This window comes from Curtobacterium sp. MCPF17_031, assembly GCF_003234035.1.
Lineage (GTDB): Bacteria > Actinomycetota > Actinomycetes > Actinomycetales > Microbacteriaceae > Curtobacterium.
On sequence record NZ_QKSG01000009.1, the window covers coordinates 1 to 19380 of the forward strand.

Annotated in this window: 18 protein-coding genes; 5 read left to right on the forward strand and 13 right to left on the reverse strand. The window is 71.0% G+C overall.

The features are described 5' to 3' along the window. Positions 1-421 precede the first annotated feature (421 nt). The 3 genes from rlmN to DEJ31_RS12860 all read right to left on the reverse strand — a co-directional run bounded on the left by rlmN (position 422) and on the right by DEJ31_RS12860 (position 3559). Positions 422-1654, reverse strand: a complete 1233-nt coding sequence (gene rlmN, locus DEJ31_RS12850) for a 23S rRNA (adenine(2503)-C(2))-methyltransferase RlmN (protein WP_110905192.1) — start codon at positions 1652-1654, stop codon at positions 422-424. Between the two features lie 110 nt (positions 1655-1764). Beyond that, a complete protein-coding gene (locus DEJ31_RS12855) occupies positions 1765-2673 on the reverse strand; it encodes a C40 family peptidase (RefSeq protein ID WP_110905193.1) in 909 nt (302 codons plus the stop codon). A 169-nt stretch (positions 2674-2842) separates the two neighbouring features. Then, positions 2843-3559, reverse strand: a complete 717-nt coding sequence (locus tag DEJ31_RS12860; RefSeq protein WP_111122060.1) for a pyridoxamine 5'-phosphate oxidase family protein — start codon at positions 3557-3559, stop codon at positions 2843-2845. A 57-nt stretch (positions 3560-3616) separates the two neighbouring features. Here DEJ31_RS12860 and DEJ31_RS12865 point away from each other — a divergent pair, with 57 nt between their 5' ends. After that, entirely contained in the window at positions 3617-5110 is a 1494-nt protein-coding gene (locus DEJ31_RS12865) for a PLP-dependent aminotransferase family protein (RefSeq protein WP_111122061.1), read from the forward strand. Positions 5111-5184: 74 nt separating this feature from the next. Here DEJ31_RS12865 and DEJ31_RS17275 read toward each other — a convergent pair whose 3' ends face one another. After that, the gene (locus DEJ31_RS17275) at positions 5185-5352 is read right to left on the reverse strand and encodes a hypothetical protein (RefSeq protein WP_181421711.1); all 168 of its coding nucleotides are present in this window, start codon (positions 5350-5352) and stop codon (positions 5185-5187) included. Positions 5353-5703: 351 nt separating this feature from the next. Between DEJ31_RS17275 and DEJ31_RS12875 the strand changes: the two genes are divergently transcribed. After that, positions 5704-6168 carry a MarR family winged helix-turn-helix transcriptional regulator gene (locus DEJ31_RS12875; RefSeq protein ID WP_181433527.1) on the forward strand — a complete coding sequence of 155 codons (465 nt, stop codon included), beginning with the start codon at positions 5704-5706 and terminating at the stop codon, positions 6166-6168. Between the two features lie 95 nt (positions 6169-6263). On the opposite strand, the gene DEJ31_RS12880 is transcribed toward DEJ31_RS12875, so the two are convergent. Both DEJ31_RS12880 and DEJ31_RS17625 read right to left on the reverse strand, forming a co-directional pair. Then, complete coding sequence (locus DEJ31_RS12880; protein ID WP_111122063.1) at positions 6264-6812, reverse strand: hypothetical protein; 549 nt, start codon at positions 6810-6812, stop codon at positions 6264-6266. A gap of 101 nt (positions 6813-6913) precedes the next feature. After that, complete coding sequence (locus tag DEJ31_RS17625; RefSeq protein WP_258366297.1) at positions 6914-7036, reverse strand: hypothetical protein; 123 nt, start codon at positions 7034-7036, stop codon at positions 6914-6916. Positions 7037-7274: 238 nt separating this feature from the next. Between DEJ31_RS17625 and DEJ31_RS12890 the strand changes: the two genes are divergently transcribed. Continuing rightward, positions 7275-8498 carry an MFS transporter gene (locus DEJ31_RS12890; protein ID WP_111122065.1) on the forward strand — a complete coding sequence of 408 codons (1224 nt, stop codon included), beginning with the start codon at positions 7275-7277 and terminating at the stop codon, positions 8496-8498. Positions 8499-8605: 107 nt separating this feature from the next. On the opposite strand, the gene DEJ31_RS12895 is transcribed toward DEJ31_RS12890, so the two are convergent. From DEJ31_RS12895 to DEJ31_RS12925, 7 genes are all read right to left on the reverse strand, one after another. After that, positions 8606-9916 (reverse strand): family 1 glycosylhydrolase, encoded by a 1311-nt coding sequence (locus tag DEJ31_RS12895; protein ID WP_111122066.1) that lies wholly within the window; start codon positions 9914-9916, stop codon positions 8606-8608. Next, positions 9913-10851 carry a carbohydrate ABC transporter permease gene (locus DEJ31_RS12900; RefSeq protein ID WP_220034872.1) on the reverse strand — a complete coding sequence of 313 codons (939 nt, stop codon included), beginning with the start codon at positions 10849-10851 and terminating at the stop codon, positions 9913-9915. The genes DEJ31_RS12895 and DEJ31_RS12900 overlap by 4 nt, the downstream gene beginning before the upstream one ends. Further along, positions 10841-11800: a carbohydrate ABC transporter permease gene (locus DEJ31_RS12905; protein ID WP_220033231.1), complete on the reverse strand. Its 960-nt coding sequence runs from the start codon at positions 11798-11800 to the stop codon at positions 10841-10843. The genes DEJ31_RS12900 and DEJ31_RS12905 overlap by 11 nt, the downstream gene beginning before the upstream one ends. Beyond that, positions 11797-13059, reverse strand: coding sequence for an ABC transporter substrate-binding protein (locus tag DEJ31_RS12910; RefSeq protein ID WP_111045087.1), 1263 nt, complete (start codon positions 13057-13059; stop codon positions 11797-11799). The genes DEJ31_RS12905 and DEJ31_RS12910 overlap by 4 nt, the downstream gene beginning before the upstream one ends. A 117-nt stretch (positions 13060-13176) precedes the next feature. Further along, positions 13177-14223, reverse strand: a complete 1047-nt coding sequence (locus DEJ31_RS12915) for a LacI family DNA-binding transcriptional regulator (RefSeq protein WP_111045086.1) — start codon at positions 14221-14223, stop codon at positions 13177-13179. Between the two features lie 194 nt (positions 14224-14417). Then, positions 14418-16304: an arabinofuranosidase catalytic domain-containing protein gene (locus DEJ31_RS12920; protein WP_111122067.1), complete on the reverse strand. Its 1887-nt coding sequence runs from the start codon at positions 16302-16304 to the stop codon at positions 14418-14420. A 103-nt stretch (positions 16305-16407) separates the two neighbouring features. Then, a complete protein-coding gene (locus DEJ31_RS12925; protein ID WP_181427456.1) occupies positions 16408-17277 on the reverse strand; it encodes an SMP-30/gluconolactonase/LRE family protein in 870 nt (289 codons plus the stop codon). 93 nt (positions 17278-17370) lie between these two features. Here DEJ31_RS12925 and DEJ31_RS12930 point away from each other — a divergent pair, with 93 nt between their 5' ends. Together DEJ31_RS12930 and DEJ31_RS12935 are read left to right on the forward strand one after the other, a co-directional pair. Further along, positions 17371-17808, forward strand: a complete 438-nt coding sequence (locus DEJ31_RS12930; RefSeq protein WP_220033229.1) for a MarR family winged helix-turn-helix transcriptional regulator — start codon at positions 17371-17373, stop codon at positions 17806-17808. Between the two features lie 133 nt (positions 17809-17941). Continuing rightward, positions 17942-19375 (forward strand): MATE family efflux transporter, encoded by a 1434-nt coding sequence (locus tag DEJ31_RS12935; protein ID WP_110905202.1) that lies wholly within the window; start codon positions 17942-17944, stop codon positions 19373-19375. Positions 19376-19380 lie beyond the last annotated feature (5 nt).

Here is a 19380-nt window from a genome sequence, read left to right on the forward strand (position 1 = left end):
GGAATTGCTTCATGACCCGACCAGCCGAAACCGATCGAGCACGAGGTCAATAAAATTGGCATTGACAATGTGCACGCTGTTGAGTTCTCAAGGACCAGACGCACTCCCCACACAACACCAACACGATGTCACGCCAGAGAGGCTGGTTCGTTGCCCGGGGAAGCACGGGGCCGGACTGCATCTTCCAGGTCAGTGACCCGGTCAGTGTCTCGGCCGTTCCGTTCTCCGCCTCAGCGGCAACGAGTGATTACTTTACGCACGGGTGAACGGCAGCGCCAAGCCAGCCCGACGCCCGGGCGTGTCGCGTTCTACGCGGGGTCGTGGGCACGCGCCCCCAGGAACGCCGGAAGGCGCGGTGCGAACTCGCACCGCGCCTCCTGGCAGACCCGTCGCCATGGCGACCGGCATCGAGAACGGACCGTCAGTCGGCCGCGGCCAACTGCCCGCAGGCGCCGTCGATCTCCTTGCCGCGGGTGTCGCGGAGGGTCGTCGGGATGCCGGCGGCGTTGAGTCGGCGGACGAACTCGTCCTGCACGTGGACCTCGGACGAGGTCCACACGGAGCCGGGCGTCGGGTTCAGCGGGATCGGGTTGACGTGCACCCAGCCCTTGCCACGCTTGTTGAGCTTCTCCGCCAGCAGGTCGGCTCGCCAGGCGTGGTCGTTCATGTCCTTGATGAGCGCGTACTCGATCGACACTCGCCGGCCGGTCTTGACGTAGTAGTTGTGGGCGGCGTCGATCGCCTCGTCCGCCTTCCACTTCGAGTTCACCGGGATGAGCTCGTCGCGGAGTTCGTCGTCGGGTGCGTGCAGCGAGAGCGCGAAGGTCACGGGGATGTCCTCTTCTGCGAGCTTCAGCATCGCAGGCACCAGCCCCACAGTCGAGATCGTGATGCCGCGGGCACTCATGCCCAGGCCGTTCGGCTGCGGAGCGACCATGATCCGCACGGCGTCCATCACGCGCTTGTAGTTCGCGAGCGGCTCCCCCATGCCCATGAACACGATGTTCGTCACGCGCTCGGCGTCGACACGGTCCTGCCCGCCCTTGCGCGGGTCTCCCCCGAGTTCCCCGGCGGCGATGGCGGCGTTCGCGCGGACGATCTGCTCGATGATCTCGGCCGTCGACATGTTCCGGGTGAGGCCGGCCTGTCCGGTCGCGCAGAACGGGCAGTTCATGCCACAGCCGGCCTGGGACGAGACGCAGAGGGTGATGCGACCGGGGTAGCGCATGAGCACCGACTCGACCAGGGCGCCGTCGTGCAGCTTCCAGAGGAACTTGATCGTGTCGCCCTTGTCGGTCTCGAGACGACGGGTCTCGGTCAGCAGGGGCGGCAGCATCCCGGCGACGAGTTCCTCGCGCTGGGCCGCCGGCAGGTCGGTCATCTTCGCCGGGTCGGACGTGTAGTGCGTGAAGTAGTGGGTCGCGAGCTGCTTGGCGCGGAACCCGGGCAGCCCGAGCTCCTTCACCTTGGCTTCGCGCTCCGCCACCGTCAGGTCCGCCAGGTGCACCGGCGGCTTGCCCCGCTTCGGGGACGCGAACTGCAGCAGCGGTCGACCGTCGGTCCCGGTCGCCTGCTGCCATCCTTCGGTGCGCGGGCGCACCTGCGGGCGGGCAGAGCGCTGCTCCTCGAACGGTGTGCGGGTGTCGGTGGCCATCACTCCAGCTTACGGGAGGCCCGCAACCCCTCGAGCGCGCCGGTCCGGCCCGTCAGGTGGTCGCCGCCCCCGGGGTCCGTGTCCTGGTCAGGGGAGGGGGTGGTCGCCGCTCAGGAACCGGCGGGCAGGAGCCGGCTGAAGTGGTGCGCGGCCGGGTACATCGGGACGATGTCGACGACCTCGCCCGGGTGCGGTGCCTGGAGCACGAGCCCCTGGCCGAGGTACAGGCCGACGTGGTCCTCGTCGTCGTAGACCACCATGTCGCCCGGCAGCGCCTCGGACTCGGGCACCGTCGTCGCGACGGCGTCCTGTGTCGGGACGTAGTGGGCGAGCTGGATACCGACGGCCTGGTACGCCACCATCGTCAGCCCGGAGCAGTCGATGCCCGAGTGGCTGGCACCGCCCTCGACGTAGGGGTCGCCGAGGTACTGCAGTGCCGTCTGGAGCACGGTGGCGCGGTCGCCGCCGGCCGAGAGCGCAGCCGACAGTGCCGACTTCGCCTGGGTCTCGGTCACGCCGAAGCGGAGCACCAGGGTCGGGTACGACACGATCGAGGTGGTCGTCACACCGTCCGAGGACACGATCGGCACCTGGACGTCGTGGGCGACCGTGTAGGTCTGCAGGTCCTGCGACGTGGTGGTGGTCGCCGGAGCGGGGACGGCCGTCGCCGCCTCCGCCGGGATCGACAGCGACAGGGTCGAGGTGATCGCGAGCGCCGGGGCGAGGAGCAGCGCGGCACGCTTGGCGTTCGCGGCGCGGCGGACGTGGCGCGGGTCGGCGACGCGCTCGGCACGGAGTGCGGCGTTCCGCGAGACGAACGCGTTCGTCGTCGGCTGCACGGCTCGGGCGGGAGCGAGCGCGACCACGCGGGCCGGGCGCTGGTGCTCGACGAAGGTGGAGCGGGCGACGGCCGGACCCGCTGCGGAGCGGCGGCCGCGGGTGCGCGGTCCGGGTGTGGAGGTCGGGACGGGTGCGGCTCGACGGTCGTCGTCGAGTGCGGGCAGAGCGTGGCGTCCCATGGTTCCTTCCGGGTCCGAGCCGCCCGGTCCGAGCGGCGACTCGGGAAGATAACGTATTGGTCACGAACCTGATCTCGCCTGGGGAACCGGGCCGCGAACCTGCGGTCCGTCACAGGTTCCCCGGACCGACACGTCTCGTCGGCCCGACGCGTCTCGCTGGCGGAACTCGTCATGCGGAGGCGAGCCGGGCCTCCCGTCCCTCGGCGAGCGCGTCGAGTCGTGCGGCGAGCGCGACCACGGAGGCATCGACCGGGGTTGCCGCGTCCGCGGCGAGCGCGCCGGGCACCGGTGCCCCCGCCCGGAGTGCGACGGGCAGGACGCCGGCCCAGGTGCGGTGGTCCTCGCCGTCGTCGGGTGACTCCCCCACGCCGGCGGCGCGAACCTTGACGCTGGCGGCGTCGAGCGGGAGTTGCAGGACCTGGGTCTGGCGGACCTCCTTCGCGGTCATCTCGCGCAGTTCCGCCCGACGACCCGGCATGAGGTGGTCGGACACCTGGCGGAGCGCGTCCGCCCGGAGCTCGGCCGGCACCACGGTCGCCCGTCCGACCACCATCGCGCTGCGGTAGTTCGCCGAGCTGTCGAAGGTCGAGCGGGCGAAGACGATGCCGTCGACGTGGGTGATCGTCGCCGAGACGGGGACCCCTTCGGCCCCGGCGTCGAGGAAGAGTCCGCCGCCGGTCGAGCCGTGCAGCAGCAGGACCGGTCCGGCACCGAGGTCGCCGACGCCGTAGAGGAAGGGCAGCACGATCGGGAAGCCGTCGCGGACCAGGCCGACGTGGGCGACGAAGCCCTCGGCGAGGACCTGGCGGAGGACCTCGGGGTCGGTCTGCTGGCGGTCGCGGAGGCGTCGGATGGTCAGGGAGGGCAGGGCGTCGTCGGTGGGCACGCCTCGACGCTAGGGTCGGGACTGGATCAGCACGTAGACCAGATCGGGGCAGTTCGAATGGACCAGTCGAGCAAGGTGGCAGCCGTCGTCGCCCGGGTCCGACGGCTGGTCCATGACGGGACGCTCGGCGCCGACGACCCGCTGCCGTCCACTCGTGCCCTGGCGGCCGAACTCGGGGTGGCGCGCGGGACCGTGGTCGCGGCGTACGAGCAGCTCGACGGCGAGGGCTACATCCGGACGCGTCACGGGGCCGCGGCGCGGGTGGTCGGGGGCGCGGCCTCCGGCGCGGGGACGCGGCCGGAGGCGTCCGATGTGGATCCGGTTCCCCGGGTCGGCGGCGGGACGGACGTGCACCGTGCCTCCCGGCCGGGGCCGGCGCTGGACTGCCGGCCGGGGATCCCCGCCGTCACCGCGATCAGCGCGCGCGACTGGCGGGCGGCATGGCGGGCGGCAGCCGAGGCACCGCTGCGCAACGAACTGTCGAACCCGCTGGGCCTCCCCGCCCTGCGGGAGCAGGTCGTCGCGCAGCTCGGTCTGGCGCGCGGCTTCAGCCCGCCGGTGTCCGACGTCGTGGTCGCAGCGGGGACCTCGGAGGCGCTCTCGCTGCTCGTCGAGGCACTCCGGTCCCGGCTCGGTCGTGCCCCGCGAATCGCGGTCGAGGACCCCGGCTACCGCTCCGGCCACCGCGCGCTGACGAGTGCAGGCGCGGAACTCGTCGCCGTGCCGGTCGGACCGGACGGCATCGACCTGGCGGTCCTCGCGACGACCTCGGCCGACGCGGTCGTCGTCTCGCCGACGCACCAGTACCCGCTCGGGTCCGTGATGCCGGTCGGTCACCGGCGGGCACTCCTCACGCGGGCCGCCGTGACGGGGACGGTCGTCGTCGAGGACGACTACGACTCCGAGCTCAGACACCGCGGCACACCCGTTCCGGCGCTCGCGGCGCTCGACACCGAGGGGGTGGTCGTGCACCTCGGCGGGTTCTCGAAGACCCTCGACCCGCGGTTGCGGTGCGCCTACGTCGTGCTGCCAGGCAGGGCCGGTTCACTCCGTGATGCGGTCCTCGCCGCGCGGACGGCGCGTGGTCCGGTCGTGGCGGAGCCGGTGCAGGTCGCGATCGCACACCTGCTCCGGACCGGCGCGTACCGGCGGCACCTCGGCCGGGTCCGGCGGGACTACACGCACCGCCGTGAGCGGATCGCGCTCCGGCTGACGGACAGCGGGGTCCCCGGCCTGGAGGCTCGTGCCCTGACCGGTGGGCTGCACGCGGTCCTGACGTGGCCGGCTCCGGAGGCCGGTGCGCCTGCGACCGGCGCTGGTGCGGCCGTTCCGTCCGGCGCGGACGTGGCAGCGCAGGCAGCTGCGGCAGGGGTCCTCGTGGCCGACCTCGCGGACTACGAGACCGAGCGGTTCGGCCCCGGGGCGGCGCTCGGCTACGGGATTGCGCTCGGCCACGGAGTGGTGCTCGGGTACGGAGCGGTGACGCTGCCGGAACTCGACCGGGCGCTCGACGTGGTGCTCACGGCGATCCGCGGACCGGTGGCACCCTGACCGAAGTGGCGCAGGCTCCCGGCCGTCACGGATGACGTCGAGGACGCAGGCGGTCGGTCACCGTCGGCGGTCGGTCACCGTCGGCGGACGCGCTCCGTGGTGCCGGTGCGCCAGAGGTCGTCCAAGGACGGGACGGGCAGGTCCGCCGGGATCGCCCAGCCGCGCCGAGCGGCCTTGCGGGCGTATCGGTAGGTGGTGACGCGGAGCGGCTCCACGTCGTGGTTCGATTCGTACTTCGTCATGGCGTGCTCCCTGTTCACGGCGCCCACCCTCCGCTGGCGATGTCCGGCTCCGGAAGACGGGGCCTGCGACCACCCGCGGACTGCGGGACGCGAGACGAACTCTCTTCTTGGGCGGGACGCTACGTGACGTCGGAGGCGGCCGGGTGAACTGCGCCGGAAGTCAGCGCCATGCGGACGACCGGGCCGCCGGGCCACCGGGGCCGCCCGGACGCCGGCGTCACTGCGGGACGCCCCCGAACCACCGAGACGCCGGGGACCTCGGCGGCATCGCGGCGGCGTCTCGGTGCCTCCGCGGCATCTCTGCTCCACGCGGATGTGCGTCCGGGCCGTCGCGGGCGGCAGGATGGTCGCATGTCTGATGCACCTCCCGAGGGGATCGACGAACTGCTCGCAGCCTCGCGAGGACTTCTCGGAGTCGTCGCACGGTCCCTGGCTCCGACGCTCGAGGACGTCACGGTTCCGCAGTTCCGCCTGATCGTCCTCGTCACCACCCTCGGCCCGACCCGCTCCGGCGACCTGGCCGAACGGCTGGCGGTCGGGCCGTCCACCCTCACCCGCAACGTCGACCGGCTCGTCGCCGACGGCTGGGTCGAACGACTGCCGAGCGCTGAGAGCCGCCGCGAGGTGCTCGTCGGCGCCACGGATCAGGGTCGCGCGCTGGTCGCCGACGTCATGCAGCGCCGTCGCGTCGAGATCGTCGAGCTCCTCGCCGGCATCGGGGAGGACGAGCGCGTCACCGTGTTCGCCGGAGCCGCGGTGCTCCGACGGGCCATGCACGAACCGCTGCTGGAGGAGATCTCGGCGTTCGGCGGGTGAGGTCCTCGCGGCAGCACTGACCTGCCCGCGCGCAGCCCGGTCCGAGCGCAGCCCGGTCCGAGCGCAGCCCGGTCCGAGCTCAGCCCGGTCCGAGCTCAGCCCCGACGGGCCTTCTCCCGCGTCGCACGCGCACGCGCCTTCTGCCGAGCCGCCTTCTCCCGACGCCGCCGCAGCTTCGGGTCGTGCCGCCGACGGTGCACCACCACCGGCACGCCGACGCCCAGGAAGACCACGGTGCCGATCGCCACCCCCACCGACCGGTGCAGCGCGCGGGTCTTCCGATCACGCGCAGCGTTCGACGCCGGCACCACGGAGTCGCGATCGCCCGGGTCGACGAGCACCGCGAACCGCTGTCCGCGGTGGAAGGCGTCCTCGTCGCGCGACGAGTACCGCTCGAGCTCGGTGGTGCTGCTCCACCCGTCGACGGTCTGCTGTGTGGTCGGGATCCACTCGTCCCAGCTGCTGTGCCGACCGTGGTGGTGTTGCTTCCGGACGCTCACCACCTCGGCGGTGGCGCGCACGCCCATGCGATGGAGTTCCACGTTCTGGTCGTGCGCCGCGACCGCCGGACCGAGTCCGAACACCGTGACGAACAGGCCCAGCGCGCCGAAGTACACCAGCAGGTTCGGCAGGAGCTGCCACACCCCGGCTCCGAACCGACGCCAGGTGAGCGGCTCCGCCGGTCGGCGAGGACGTCGACGACGAGCGGGCCGCCGCCCGGGCTGCCCGGGTCGAGCAGGTCGGGTCACGCCCCGACCTCCGGACACGCGTCGGCGCGTTTGTCCGCGTCGGCCTCCGACACGACATGCCGCCGCAGATCCCGACGCGCGAGGGCCAGCACGAAGGCCAGGACGATCGTCGCGAACACCCACGAGCCCGCACCCGGCCCCGTCGACGGCTCTGCCGCCCTCGCCCCCACGTGCTCCTCGTCCGGCCACGGCGCTGCTGGACCCGTCATGTTCTCCCCCTGTCCCGGCCTTCCATCCTGCCCACCTCGGCCGCTGGCGTCCGGGAGGCCCGCCGCAGCCGAGCGCGTCTCGGGGGGTACGAACGGGCAGCGACCGTCACACCGGAATGGACGGCGCCGGAGCGCGCTTGTCGCGTCCATGACCTCACCAGCGGATCGACGCGGATGGCTCAGCGTCCTGTCGGTCGCCCTCGGCTCGTTCGTCCTCGTGCTCTCGGAGTTCCTGCCCATCGGGCTCCTGCCCGCCATCGCCGACGACCTGCACGTCGGCATCGGCACGGCCGGCCTCATGGTCGTCTTCACGGGCCTCACCGGCGCGGTCGCCGCCCCGGTCGTGACCGTCGCCACGTCGCGACTGGATCGTCGGACCGTGCTGCTCGGTCTGACGGTCCTGCTCGTGGTCGCGGACGCGCTGGCGGCACTGGCCCCGACGTTCTGGGTCCTCCTCGTCGCACGCATGCTGCTCGGGGTCGGCATCGGCGGGTTCTGGGCGATCGGGGCCGGGATCGCGGGCCGCCTCGTCCCGCCAGCGTCCGTCATCCGAGCCACGTCGCTGATCACGGCCGGGGTCTCGGTCGCGACGGTGGTGAGCCTGCCGCTCGGCGCCTTCGTGTCGTCGCTCGCGAGTTGGCGGCTGGCGTTCGTCATCGGCGGCGCGCTCGGCATCGTCGCACTCGTGCTGCAGCTCGCGATGCTGCCGCGCATCCCGTCGGTCCAGCGGGTGCGCTTCGCGACGCTCGGCGGCCTGCTCCGGGTGCAGCGCGCCCGGGTCGGGCTCATCGCGACGGCGTTCCTCTTCGTCGCCCAGTTCGCCGCGTACACCTACGTGGCGCCGTACCTGCAGGAGTCCGTGCGCGTCGGCCCGGACACCGTCACGCTGGCGCTGCTCGTGTTCGGTGTCGCCGGCATCGCGGGGAACTTCGTCTCGGGCGTGACGCTGAGCCGGAACGTCATCGGCACGATCGGGGTGTCGAAGATCGTCCTGGCCGCAGCCGTCGTCCTGCTGCCCCTCGCGGCGCACTCGGTCGTCGGGGTGTTCGCCCTGCTCGTCGTGTGGGGCTTCGTCTGGGGCGCCCTGCCGCTCGGGACCCAGACGTGGATGTCGACCGCGTCCCCCGGTGGTTCGGAGAGCGGTCTGGCCCTGTTCGTCACGACCATCCAGTTGGCGATCGCGGCCGGCTCCGTGGTCGGGGGCGTGGCCGTGACGGGCTTCGGGCTCGCCGCCGACTTCTGGTTCGCCGGTGCCGTCGCGGTCATCGGCGCGGTCGTGCTCCTGTCGCTCGGCTCGCGACGGTCGAGCGCCGTGCCCGAGGTCGCCGCCGCACCCGCGACCGCACCGGTCGCGACCGCAGCGGCGGACTGACCGGGTCCCGGCCGGCGCGGTCCCGGCCGGCGCGGTGCCGGACGGGAACCAGGAGCCGGACGGGAGGCTCGGAACCGTCGCGTGCCGAGCCTCCCGTCCGCCCCCGGCTAGGGACGGCTGACGCTCGTCGCCGTCGCGACGGCACGGAACGCCGCCGCAGCACGCGTCTCGACGCGCTCGAGCGTGCCGTCCGCCCGCTCCTCGAGCCGGACCAGTCCCATCCGTCGGAGGAACGGCTCCTTCGCTCCCCCGACCAGCTGGCGGGCGGCCAGGACCTCGGGTGCCACCGCGAACTCCTCGACGTTCACCCCGCCCGAGGCGTACGACCAGTCGACGAAGTCGAAGACCGGCCACCACGTCCATCCGCGGATGTCGACCCCGGTGTCGGCGAGCGCCGTGACCGCAGCGGAGGAGTCCTGCACCCACCGGGAGCGGAGGTCGTCATCACCCTCGATCGAGGTCTCGGTGACGAGCATCGGCAGCCCGTACCGCTCGGCGAAGCCCGTCAGTGACTCGACGAGTCCAGCTGTCCACCGGTCGTGGGCGTGTTGCACGGTGCCGTCCGGCCCGGACTCGAGCCGTCGCGGTGAGAGGTCCGGGTAGTAGTTCACCCCGAGCAGGTCCAGCGTGACGCCGCCGTCGACCAGCGCGGCGAGGCCGGCCGGGGTGGCTCCGTGCTCGAGCAGCCAGCCGTACGAACGGTGGCCGGGGTCGACGCGGCCGAGCACCAGGTCGGTCGGGACCGTCCCGAGTTCGGTGAGGAGCGCCGCCTCGGCTCCGAGCCCGGGGTCGGCGGCGCTGAACATCGAGGTGGCTTCGACGTGGACGATCGTCGCGTCGGGGTTGGCGGACCGGACTGCAGTGACGCTCTGCTGCATGCCGCGGGCGATGCCGAGGACCACCGCCGTCCAGCCGTCCCAGCCCGTCAGGGCCGGCGGCCACACCCCGCGGAGGCCCGCGAAGGACGCCGTGGTGATCGGCTCGTTGAGGGGTGTGACGTGATCGACGACGCCGGCGTAGCGGGCGGCGAAGGCACCGGCGAAGGACGCGATCGCCCCGGGGTAGGCGGGGTCGGCGAACGAGTCGTCGAGCCACGTCGGGGTGCCGTAGTGCACCAGGTCCGCGATCACGGTGAGCCCGATGTCCGCCGCGTACGCCAGCCGTTCGTCGAGGACGGCCCAGTCGAAGACACCCGGTGCCAGGTGCACACGTGGCCAGTCGACCCCGTACCGCAGGGCGGTCGCGCCGAGGGAGCAGACGAGGTCCAGGTCCGCGCGCCAGGCGGTGTCGTGTCCGGTGAGCTCGTGCTCGTCGAGCGGCGCCATCGCGAAGCGTTCCGGCGGGTGCACGCAGGTGTCCTCGATGCCCGCGATCCAGGTGAACGTCCCGGCACGGAACACCGTGCCCGCGGCACTCACTTCAACCCCGTGGTGGCGACGCCGGCGACGAAGTACTTCTGCGCGAAGAAGAAGCCGAGCGCGATGGGCACGAGCGAGATCACGGCACCGGCGAGCAGGACGGCGTGGTCGGTCACATGTGCTCCGCCGAACAGTGTCAGTCCGGCGGGCAGCGTCAGCATGTCGTTCGACGTGGTGACGACGAGCGGCCAGAGCAGGTCGTTCCAGAGCGCCATGCCGTTGAGGACGGCGACCGTCGCGATGGCGGGCTTCGCCAACGGCAGGATGACCTGCCAGTAGATCCGCCAGTGCCCGGCGCCGTCGATGCGCGCCGCCTCGTCGAGCTCGACGGGGATGTCGATGAAGAACTGTCGGAACAGGAAGATGCCGAACGCACTGGTCGCCCGCGGGATGATGAGCCCCTGGTAGGTGTTCAACCACCCCAGGTGGAACAGCTCTACGAACACCGGGATGAGCGTCACCTGGAACGGCACCATGAGGGTCGCGATGACCAGCACGAACGCCACGTTCCGGCCGACGAACCGCATCCGCGCGAGGGCGTAGGCACACATCGAGTCGAACAGCAGCGTCAACACCGTGGTGACGATGGTGAACACGAACGAGTTCGCCAGCAGGCGCAGGAACGGCAGCTGCTGCCAGACCCCGCCGTAGCCGTGCAGCGTGGTGCTGGTCGGGAACAGGCTGGCCGGGTGGCCGAACAGGTCCGCCTCGGAGCGGAACGACCCGCTGACCATCCAGATGAACGGCACGAGGGCGAACACCAGTCCGATGCCGAGGTACACCCACTTCAGGACGGACCCGGTTCGCGCGGTGTCGGTGCGCCGGACCCGGGGTCGGGCTCCGCCACGGCTGGTGGACTGTCGGGCCGGTGTCGGACTGGAGGCACGGGTCGGCTCCGTCACGGACGGCCGCCCCACGCGCGCGTCAGTCGACATCGTCGTACCGGAAGAGCCGGAGCTGCAGGAGGGAGATGAGCATGATGATCACGAAGAGGACCCAGGAGATCGCCGACGCGTAGCCGGTCTGGTAGTTGACGAACCCGTCGCGGTAGAGCAGGTTCACGAGCGTGTCGGTGTGGAAGACCGGACCGCCGCCGGTCATCACGTACACGAGGTCGAAGACCTGGAACGACTGGATCGTCAGGATCATCGAGGTGAAGAGCATGGTCGGGCGGATGCTCGGCAGGGTGATCCCCCAGATGGTCTGCCACGTGTTCGCGCCGTCGAGCCGTGCCGCTTCGTAGCGTTCGGCCGGCACGCCCTTGAGCCCGGCGACGAACAGGATCATCGCGAACCCGATGCTCTTCCACACCGACACGAAGACGATCGTGGGCAGAGCGAGCGTCGTCGACTGCAGCCAGGCGACGCTCGGCAGCCCGAGTGCCGCGGTGATGCCACCGACCAGGCCGATGTCGGGGTCGAGCAGGAACTTCCAGACCAGGCCGATCGTCACGAGTGACACGATCGTCGGGAAGAAGAACACCGAGCGGACGATCCGGTTCGCCAGGGTGTCCTGCTGGAGCAGCAGCGCGGCGACGAAGCCGAACACCACCAGGAGCACGACCGAGACGATCGTGAACTCCAGCGTGATCCGCAGTGCGTTCCAGAACTGCCCGTCGTGGAACAGCGTGACGTAGTTGCCGAAGCCGACGAACGGTTGGGTCGCCGCACCGACGGTCCAGTCGAAGAACGAGTAGTACAGCGACCGGAGGATCGGGAAGACCACGAACGCGCCGAGGATGAGCAGCGACGGGGCCATGAAGAGCCAGGCCGGCTGGAACCGGCGCGCTCGGCGGCGGGCGGAGCGGGCCTCCCTCCCATCTGGGGCGGCGGCCCCGCCGCGCGGGGCGCGTGGCGGGGCCGAACCGGTGAGCTGGTCGGTCACTTGCTGCAGCCCGTGAGGCCGTCGATCGCCTGACCGGCACTCTTCGTGGCGTCGGCGACGGACTTGCCGCGGGTGATCTCGCCGATGAGCGGGACGTAGGCGTCGGAGTCGACCTTCGTCGCGTTCGTCACGTGCGGCAGGTACAGGCGGGCGTCCGGCACCTGGCTGGCGAAGACGGACACCGTCGGGTCGGCGGTCAGCTTCGGGTCGTCGGACAGGTCGGTGCGGAGCGGCGGGAACCCGGTCTGCAGCGAGAACTTCTGCTGGGCGGTCTTCGACGTCCAGTACGCCAAGAACTCCTGCGCCTGCTTCGGGTACTTCGTCTTCGCGGAGATGGACAGGGGTGCGATCGAGCCGAGCGTGCTCGACTTGCCGTCCACGCCGACCGGGACCTTCACGATGCCGAGGTCGATGCCGGCGTCCTTGTACCCGGAGGCTGCCCAGGGCCCGTTGATCTCCATCGCTGCCTTGCCGGCGGAGAACAGCGAGTCCGCTTCGGCACCGGTGAGGCCGACGGGGCTGACCTTGTCCTTCGCGACCAGGTCCGCCCAGGTCGACAGGCTCTTCTGCCCGGCTGACGTCTGGACGACGCTGCAGCCCTTGCCGCTGACGATGTCGCCGCCTTCGAGCCACTGCAGAACCGGCCACATCTGGATGGTCTGGTTGTCTGCGAGTGCGATGCCGTACTTGCCGCCGGTGGTGAGCTTCTTCGCGTCCGCCGCCATCTCCTGCACGGTCTTCGGCGGGTCGGTGATGCCGGCGTCCGCGAAGAGCTTCTTGTTGTAGTACAGGCTCAACGTGGCGAAGTTCGCGGGGACGCCGTAGAGCTTGCCGTCGTAGGTGAACTCCTCGACCGTGCCCGGGGCGAACGACCCGGTGTTGATCTTGCCGCTGCCCTCGCCGGTGGCGGTGATGGGCAGGACGGAGCGGGTCTTCACGTACTGAGCGACGGCGTTCGGGTCGGACGACACCGCGGCGACGTCGGGGCCCTGACCGGTGAGCCAGGCCGACGGCAGCTTCTGCTGGATCGTGTCCCAGGGCTGCACGGTCATCTCGACCTTGATGTCCGGGTGCGACTTCTCGAAGTCCTTGACGATGGTGGCGTAGCCCGGACGGTCGCCACCGGTGAACCCGGTCCAGACCTTGAGGGTGGCGGGGCCGTCCTGGGCGGCGTTGCCGCCGGCGGAACAACCGGTGAGGACCAGTGCCAGTGCGGCGGCACCGGAGACGACCGCGAGGGTCGTGCGTGCGTGCTTCATCGGGGAACGCTCCTTTGCGTTACGGGTGCTGTGGGGTGGTGCGGGTGTTCGGGGTGTTCGGGGTGTTGTGCTCGGTGTTCGTGTTCGGTGTCGTTCTGGTCAGTGGGGGTCGGCGGATCAGGAGCCGTCGGGGTCGCAGCCGCACGAGCCGCGGAGGACGATCTCGACGTCGAGTTCGGTGTGGGCGTGGCCACCGGGGCGCCGGTCGACGAGGTCGAAGAGCCGCTCGGTGGCGATCCGCCCCATCTCCTCGGCCGGGACCCGGATCGTGGTGATGCCCGGGGTGGTCACGCGGGCGAAGCCGAAGTCGTCGAACCCGACGACCGCGACGTCCCCCGGCACGTCGATGCCGGCCCGTCGGAGCACGGCGAGGCCGCCGACCGCCATGTCGTCGTTGGCGAACACGATGCCGTCGAACGGGAAGGCGTCGTCGTCGTGTCGTTCGCGCAGCACCTGCTCGACGGCTGCTGCGCCGGACTCCTCCGCCAGGTCGCCCTCGATGACGGCGATCTCGGTCAGGCCGTGCGTCTCGGCTGCCCGGAGGAAGCCGTCGCGCCGGTCGATGCCGGTCTGGTGGTCGAGTGTGCCGGACACGTGCAGCAGTCGACGCCGTCCGTGCTGGGTCACGAGGTGCTCGACGAGCCGCTCGGTCGCCGCGACGTCGTCGATCCCGACACTCACCGCGTCGGCGAGGTGTGGGTAGTTGCCGATGAGGACGACCGGCAGACCGCTCGCGACGAGCCCCTCGACGTGGTGGTCGTCGATCGCGGCGCTGGTGACGATGGCTCCGTCGGCGGTCCGGGAGCGCATGACCCGCTCGTAGGCGACGCCGCCGTTCGAGGTGTCCGCGTTGGTCGAGACGATGACCTGGGCGTCGTGGGCGTTCGCAGCCGTGGACATGCCGGTCAGGACGTGCATGAAGTACAGGTGGCCGAAGACGTGCGCGGAGGAGTTCGGGACGACCAGGGCGACGGCGTCCGCCCGCTGGCTGCGGAGGGCGCGGCCGGCGGAGCTCGGGACGTAGCCCAGGTCCTCGGCGGCCTGCTTGACGGCGGCTCGGGTCTTCTCGCTGATGCGCTCGTGGCCGGAGAGCGCCATGCTCGCGGCGGCCGAGGTGACGCCGACCTTCGCGGCGACGTCCTTCAGGGTGACGGACTTCGGCATGGTGTCGCCTCCTCGTCGTGAGCGCGGCCGAAGCCGGCGCTTTATCGATTAACTCTGCTGCCATCCTGCACCTGCTTAATCGATGAAGCAAGCCCTTCCGCCATTTTCTGCGGAGCCACATGGGCCGAGACGGGAGGCTCGGTGCCGGACCGGCACCGAGCCTCCCGTCCGCGGTCGTCCGCGACCGGTCCCGGTCAGTTCAGCCGGAACACCTGCGGTGCCGCGCCGTTGCAGTCGTAGAGCTGCAGGGCGGTCCCGTTCGCGGTGTTGCCCGACGGTACGTCGAGGCACCGGCCGGACTGCGGGTTGAGCACCGACCCGTTGGCCTGCGGGATCCACTGCTGCCCGCCCACGCCGTTGCACGTGTACAGCTCCAGGTGCGTGCCGTTCGCGGTGGCGTTGCCGTCCAGGTCCAGGCACCGGCCGAGGGTCCGGATGGTGTGGTCACCGGCACTGTAGGCCCACTGCTGGTCGGTCGTCTGCTCGTCCGTCAGGATGGTCTGGCAGTCGAACACCTGCACCTGCTGGCCGTTCTGTTGCAGGTCGTTGCCGGCCACGTCGACGCACTTGCCGCCGATGGTGCCGATCGGCACCGCCGCGACGAACTTCTGCGCGGCGTTCCCGGTGCAGTCGGAGAGCTGCAGTGCGGTGGCGTTCGCGGTGTTGCCCGACGGGACGTCCAGGCAGCGACCGGACTGCGGGTTCTTGATCGACCCGTCCGGCTGCACGATCCACTGCTGGCCGCCGACGCCGTTGCAGTCGTAGAGCTCGACGTGGGTGCCGTTGGCCGTGCCGTTGCCGTTCGCATCGAGGCAGCGCCCGAGCGTGCTCAGGGTGTGAGCACCGTAGACGCTGCCCAACCAGTGCTGGTCCGCGGCGAGCGTCTGGCAGTCGTACAGCTGCACGACGGCTCCGTTGCCACCGACGTCGTCGCCGGCGGCGTCGACACACTTGCCACCGGGCGCGGTGATCGCAGCGCCCGGTCCCCCACCGGTGGAGACGCCCTGGTAGTTCTGCGCGACGATGTTCGCCTGCACGGCGGTGTCGGCCGCGTCGGTCGAGTACCCGGTGGTCATGACGCCCTCGAAGAACGACTGGGTGCCGCGGTTCGAGTTGTCACCGCCGGCACCGAGGACGATCGAGCCCTCGAGCTTCATCGGGGTGTAGCCCTGGCCGTCGCCGTCCCGGTCGGTGGGTAGGGCGCCCTCGTACCACTTGGACAGGGCGCCGGACTGCGCGTTCCCTCCCTTGAGGGCGAAGTTCGCGACGCCGTCGTTCTTGAGCAACGCGGTGACGAACTTCGAGCTGTTGCCCGTGTTCGCCGTGTTGATCGCGGTCTTGCCCTCGTAGACGCCGTTCTCCAGGTCCGCCTGCACCCAGGGCCCGCGGCCGGCACTGCCCTTGCCGTTGAGCATCGACAGGTTCAGGGCGTCCATGTGCCCCTTGCCGGTGTCCTTCGACTGGGTCTCGACGTTGCCGAAGTCGGAGCAGCAGCCGTGATTGACGTTCGTGCCGCTCGCGACCTCGTACATCGACTCGGGGCTGGCCCCTCGCGCCGTGCCCTTCGCCACCGTGCTCGAGATCCGGTAGGCGACCTGCTGCGGCATGAAGACGCCGTACGCCTTGTGCCCGGCGACCGTGATCGGCAGCGCTGCCGCGTCGGCCGCGTGGTTCGCCGGGCCGGCGTCCCCGGCGCCGGCCACGGTGAGGTCGTTGTGGTTCGGCGACTGGTCGTAGATCTTCGGGATGGTGCAGGAGGTGCCCGCGCAGAACGTGTCCTGGGTCGCGGCGTTCGCGTACCCGCCAGCGGCGAGCAGGCCGACGTTCGTCGTGGCCCCGTCGGAGGCGCGCTGCACCTGGTAGAGCGGGCCGTTGTAGGACGCGTACAGCGCTCGCGTCGAGCTGTAGGCGGCGACGCACGACGTGCCCGCGCCGGCGTAGGTGTCGCACGGGCCGTTGGTGGCGGCGGCAGCACTGCCGGCGCCAGCGGTCGCGGCGAAGAGGCTCCCGGTGACGAGAGCGAGCGCTCCGAGGGTGGCGGCGACCATGCGCCGCCTCCTGGAGATGGACCTGATGTGCATGGTGGTTCCTTCCGAGCGTCGTTGTTCGGTGGACGGCCGATCGTTTGTTTAAACGATTAACCAGAGCCATCGTACGCCGGAGCACGTCGTTGGTCGAGGGTGACTAGTGCCCGGGCACCGGAACCCGCACCGCACTGATGCGTCCGGCGTGCGTCCGGGCCGTGGTCGCCGGGTCGTAGCTGTCCGCCGTCGCCAGGTACAGCGTCCGCCCGTCCTCGCCACCGAGGGCGCAGTCGATCGCACACCGACCGGGAGCGTCGATGCGGTCCGTGACCTCGCCCCCCTCGACGACCCGGAGGAACTCCCCCGTGTCGACCGAGCACACCCAGATCGCCCCCTCGGCGTCGACCGTGCTGCCGTCCGGGGTGACACCCTCGGGCAGCGCTGCCCACTCGCGGCGCCCGGTCAGGGACCCGTCGGGCTCGATGTCGAACGCCGTCAGCTTTCCACCCCACGTCTCACTGACCACCAGGGTGCGGGTGCCGGGCAGGACGTTCGCACTGTTCGGGAAGACCAGACCCTCTGCCGCCAGGCGGAACGAACCGTCCTGCTCGATGACGTAGAGCGGGCCCGGGCGGAGTTCCTCGCCGGCGTAGAGGTCGTAGCCGAACGCGCCGATGTAGGTCCGACCGGTCTCGGGGTCGACGACCAGGTCGTTGACGAGCGACGACTCGACCGACGACAGGTCCGCGAAGACGCTCGTCGTGCCGTCACCCTCGACAGCCACGACCGTGCGGGACTCCATCGAACTGACGACCAGGCGGCCGTCCGGCAGCCAGCCGAGGCCGGACGACTGCCCGGCGACCGTGGCCTCGAGACGGGGGGCGGCGTCCGCGCCGCCGTCCGGGTCGATGGAGAAGACCTCGCCGGTGTGCATGTCCGAGTACCAGAGCCGGCCCTCGTGCCAGCGGTTCCCCTCGGGGAAGCGGATGCCGGTGACGACGTCGGTCGCGGAGTCCAGGGTGATGTGCACCAGGCCAGCATGCCAGTCGCCCCACTGCCCGATCGCAGCATGGGCCCGGGCTCCTCGTTGACAGTTAGAGCTCGAACACTTAGAGTTCTAATCATGCAGGCACCGCACTTCGACACGCCCCTCCAGCTCATGCGTTGGATCGGGTGGGCCCAGCGCAAGGCCGCCGACGAGTGGGTGCGTGAGCGTGACCTCTCGCACGAGCAGAGCTTCGTGCTCGGCTACCTGCAGCAGAACCCGGGCGCCATCCAGCGCGACATCGCCGAGATGACCCGGACCAGTGCGGCCAGCGTGTCGAGCCTCCTGCAGGGGCTCGAGAAACGGGGCCTCATCGAACGACGTGCCGACGCCGGGAACGCCCGGACGAAGCTCGTGTACGCCACCCCCACCGGCATCGACCTGATCGCCGGGTTCGAGGACGCGATGCTCGCCCTCGACGACCGCCTGCTCGCCCCGCTCAGTCCGGACGAGCGCGCCACGCTCCGCGACCTCCTGCTCAGGGTGACCGCGGAGTTGCCGGAACCCACCCGGTAACCGCAGCAGAGCCTCCCGGCCGTCCGCCGGAGGCGCGAGCCTGCCCACGCGACGGCACCCGCCGACGCGTCCCATCGCCATGCCGTGACGGCACTGCCGTCGCGCGCTCGGTCCTGCCCGGAAGGGGACAGTCATGAGCAGCACCACACAGCCCACGGACACCGCAGCGGAGAAGAACCGCTGGTACCTCTCCGCCGCCCCGATCCTCCGAGCCCTCGTGCACCTCTGCGTGCCGATGGCGGCGGCGATGGTCGTCAGCGCCCTGTACAACGTCATCAACGCCGGGTTCATCGGCGCCCAGCACGACACCGCCCTGCTCGCCGCCATCACGTTCGGCACCCCGCTGCTCGGATTGGTGATGGCCGTCGGCGGTGTGTTCGGCGTCGGCGGCAGCTCCCTGATGTCGCGGCTGCTCGGCGCGTCCGAACACGACCCGGCGAAGGCCGGCGAGATCAAGCACGTCGCCTCGTTCGCCGTCTGGGGCTCGGTCGTCACCGGCATCGTGCTCGGCGGGCTCGGGCTGCTGTTCCTCAACCCACTCGTCGGCCTGCTCGGAGCGGACGCCGCCGCCGTGCCCGCCACCAGCGCCTACGTCAGCGTGATGCTCGTCTTCGTGCCGGTGCTCGCCGCCGCGTTCTGCCTGGAGCAGATGGTCCGCGCCGAAGGTGCCGCCCGCCAGGCGATGATCGGGCTGGTCCTGTCGACGATCGGCAACCTGGTCTTCGACGTGCTGTTCATCCTGGTGCTGCACTGGGGCGTCGCGGGAGCCGCGCTCGCGGTCGGCCTGGCGAACCTGGTCAGCATCGTCTACTGGGTGCTGTGGCTCGGGAAGCACAGCGAGAACGTCAGCCTCTCGCTCCGCTGGTTCACGCTCCGTCGATCGGTCCTCGGGCCGGTGTTCGGCATCGGCGTCAGTGAGCTGCTGCAGGCCGGGTTCCTCATCGTCACGACCCTGGTGCTCAACAACCTCGCAGCGCAGTACGGCGACGACCCACTCGCCGCTATGGGCGTCGCCGTCCGGATCGCCCAGGTGCCGGAGTTCCTGGTGATGGGCGTCACGATCGGCGTCCTGCCGCTGCTCGCCTACGCGTACGGCAAGGGCGACCGGGAGCGGCTGCGCTCGGCACTCCGGGCGTCGGCCCTGACGGTCGGGGCGATCGTGTTGCTGTTCTCGGGCACGGTGTTCGTGTTCCGGGAGCAGGTATTCACGGTCTTCTCCTCCGACCACTCAGTTCTGGCGATCGGCCTGACGATCCTGGTCGCCCAGCTCGTCGCCACGGTCGTGAACGGCTTCACCGGGCTGTTCACCTCGCTGTTCCAGGCGGCCGGTCTCGCCACCCCGGCGATCGCGATGTCCCTGTCGCAGGGCGTGCTGTTCATCCCGATCGTCCTGCTCGGCAACCTCTGGTTCGGGCTCGCCGGCATCATCTGGGCGCTGACCGTCACCGAGGTCCTGGTGTTCGTCGCCGGGGTCGGGATCTGGCTCGCGTCGCGTGGCCGCATCGATCGCGGGCTGGCCACCGGCAGCGCCGAGCGGGCGGAAGCGGTGCTCGCCGAGGCCGTCTGACGGGA

Coding starts and splice junctions, on each gene's coding strand:
- rlmN (WP_110905192.1), bottom strand. CDS start 1,654: ATGGCCACCGACACCCGCACACCGTTCGAGGAGCAGCGCTCTGCCCGC.
- DEJ31_RS12855 (WP_110905193.1), bottom strand. CDS start 2,673: ATGGGACGCCACGCTCTGCCCGCACTCGACGACGACCGTCGAGCCGCA.
- DEJ31_RS12865 (WP_111122061.1), top strand. CDS start 3,617: ATGGACCAGTCGAGCAAGGTGGCAGCCGTCGTCGCCCGGGTCCGACGG.
- DEJ31_RS17275 (WP_181421711.1), bottom strand. CDS start 5,352: ATGACGAAGTACGAATCGAACCACGACGTGGAGCCGCTCCGCGTCACC.
- DEJ31_RS12875 (WP_181433527.1), top strand. CDS start 5,704: ATGTCTGATGCACCTCCCGAGGGGATCGACGAACTGCTCGCAGCCTCG.
- DEJ31_RS12890 (WP_111122065.1), top strand. CDS start 7,275: ATGACCTCACCAGCGGATCGACGCGGATGGCTCAGCGTCCTGTCGGTC.
- DEJ31_RS12900 (WP_220034872.1), bottom strand. CDS start 10,851: ATGTCGACTGACGCGCGCGTGGGGCGGCCGTCCGTGACGGAGCCGACC.
- DEJ31_RS12910 (WP_111045087.1), bottom strand. CDS start 13,059: ATGAAGCACGCACGCACGACCCTCGCGGTCGTCTCCGGTGCCGCCGCA.
- DEJ31_RS12915 (WP_111045086.1), bottom strand. CDS start 14,223: ATGCCGAAGTCCGTCACCCTGAAGGACGTCGCCGCGAAGGTCGGCGTC.
- DEJ31_RS12920 (WP_111122067.1), bottom strand. CDS start 16,304: ATGCACATCAGGTCCATCTCCAGGAGGCGGCGCATGGTCGCCGCCACC.
- DEJ31_RS12930 (WP_220033229.1), top strand. CDS start 17,371: ATGCAGGCACCGCACTTCGACACGCCCCTCCAGCTCATGCGTTGGATC.
- DEJ31_RS12935 (WP_110905202.1), top strand. CDS start 17,942: ATGAGCAGCACCACACAGCCCACGGACACCGCAGCGGAGAAGAACCGC.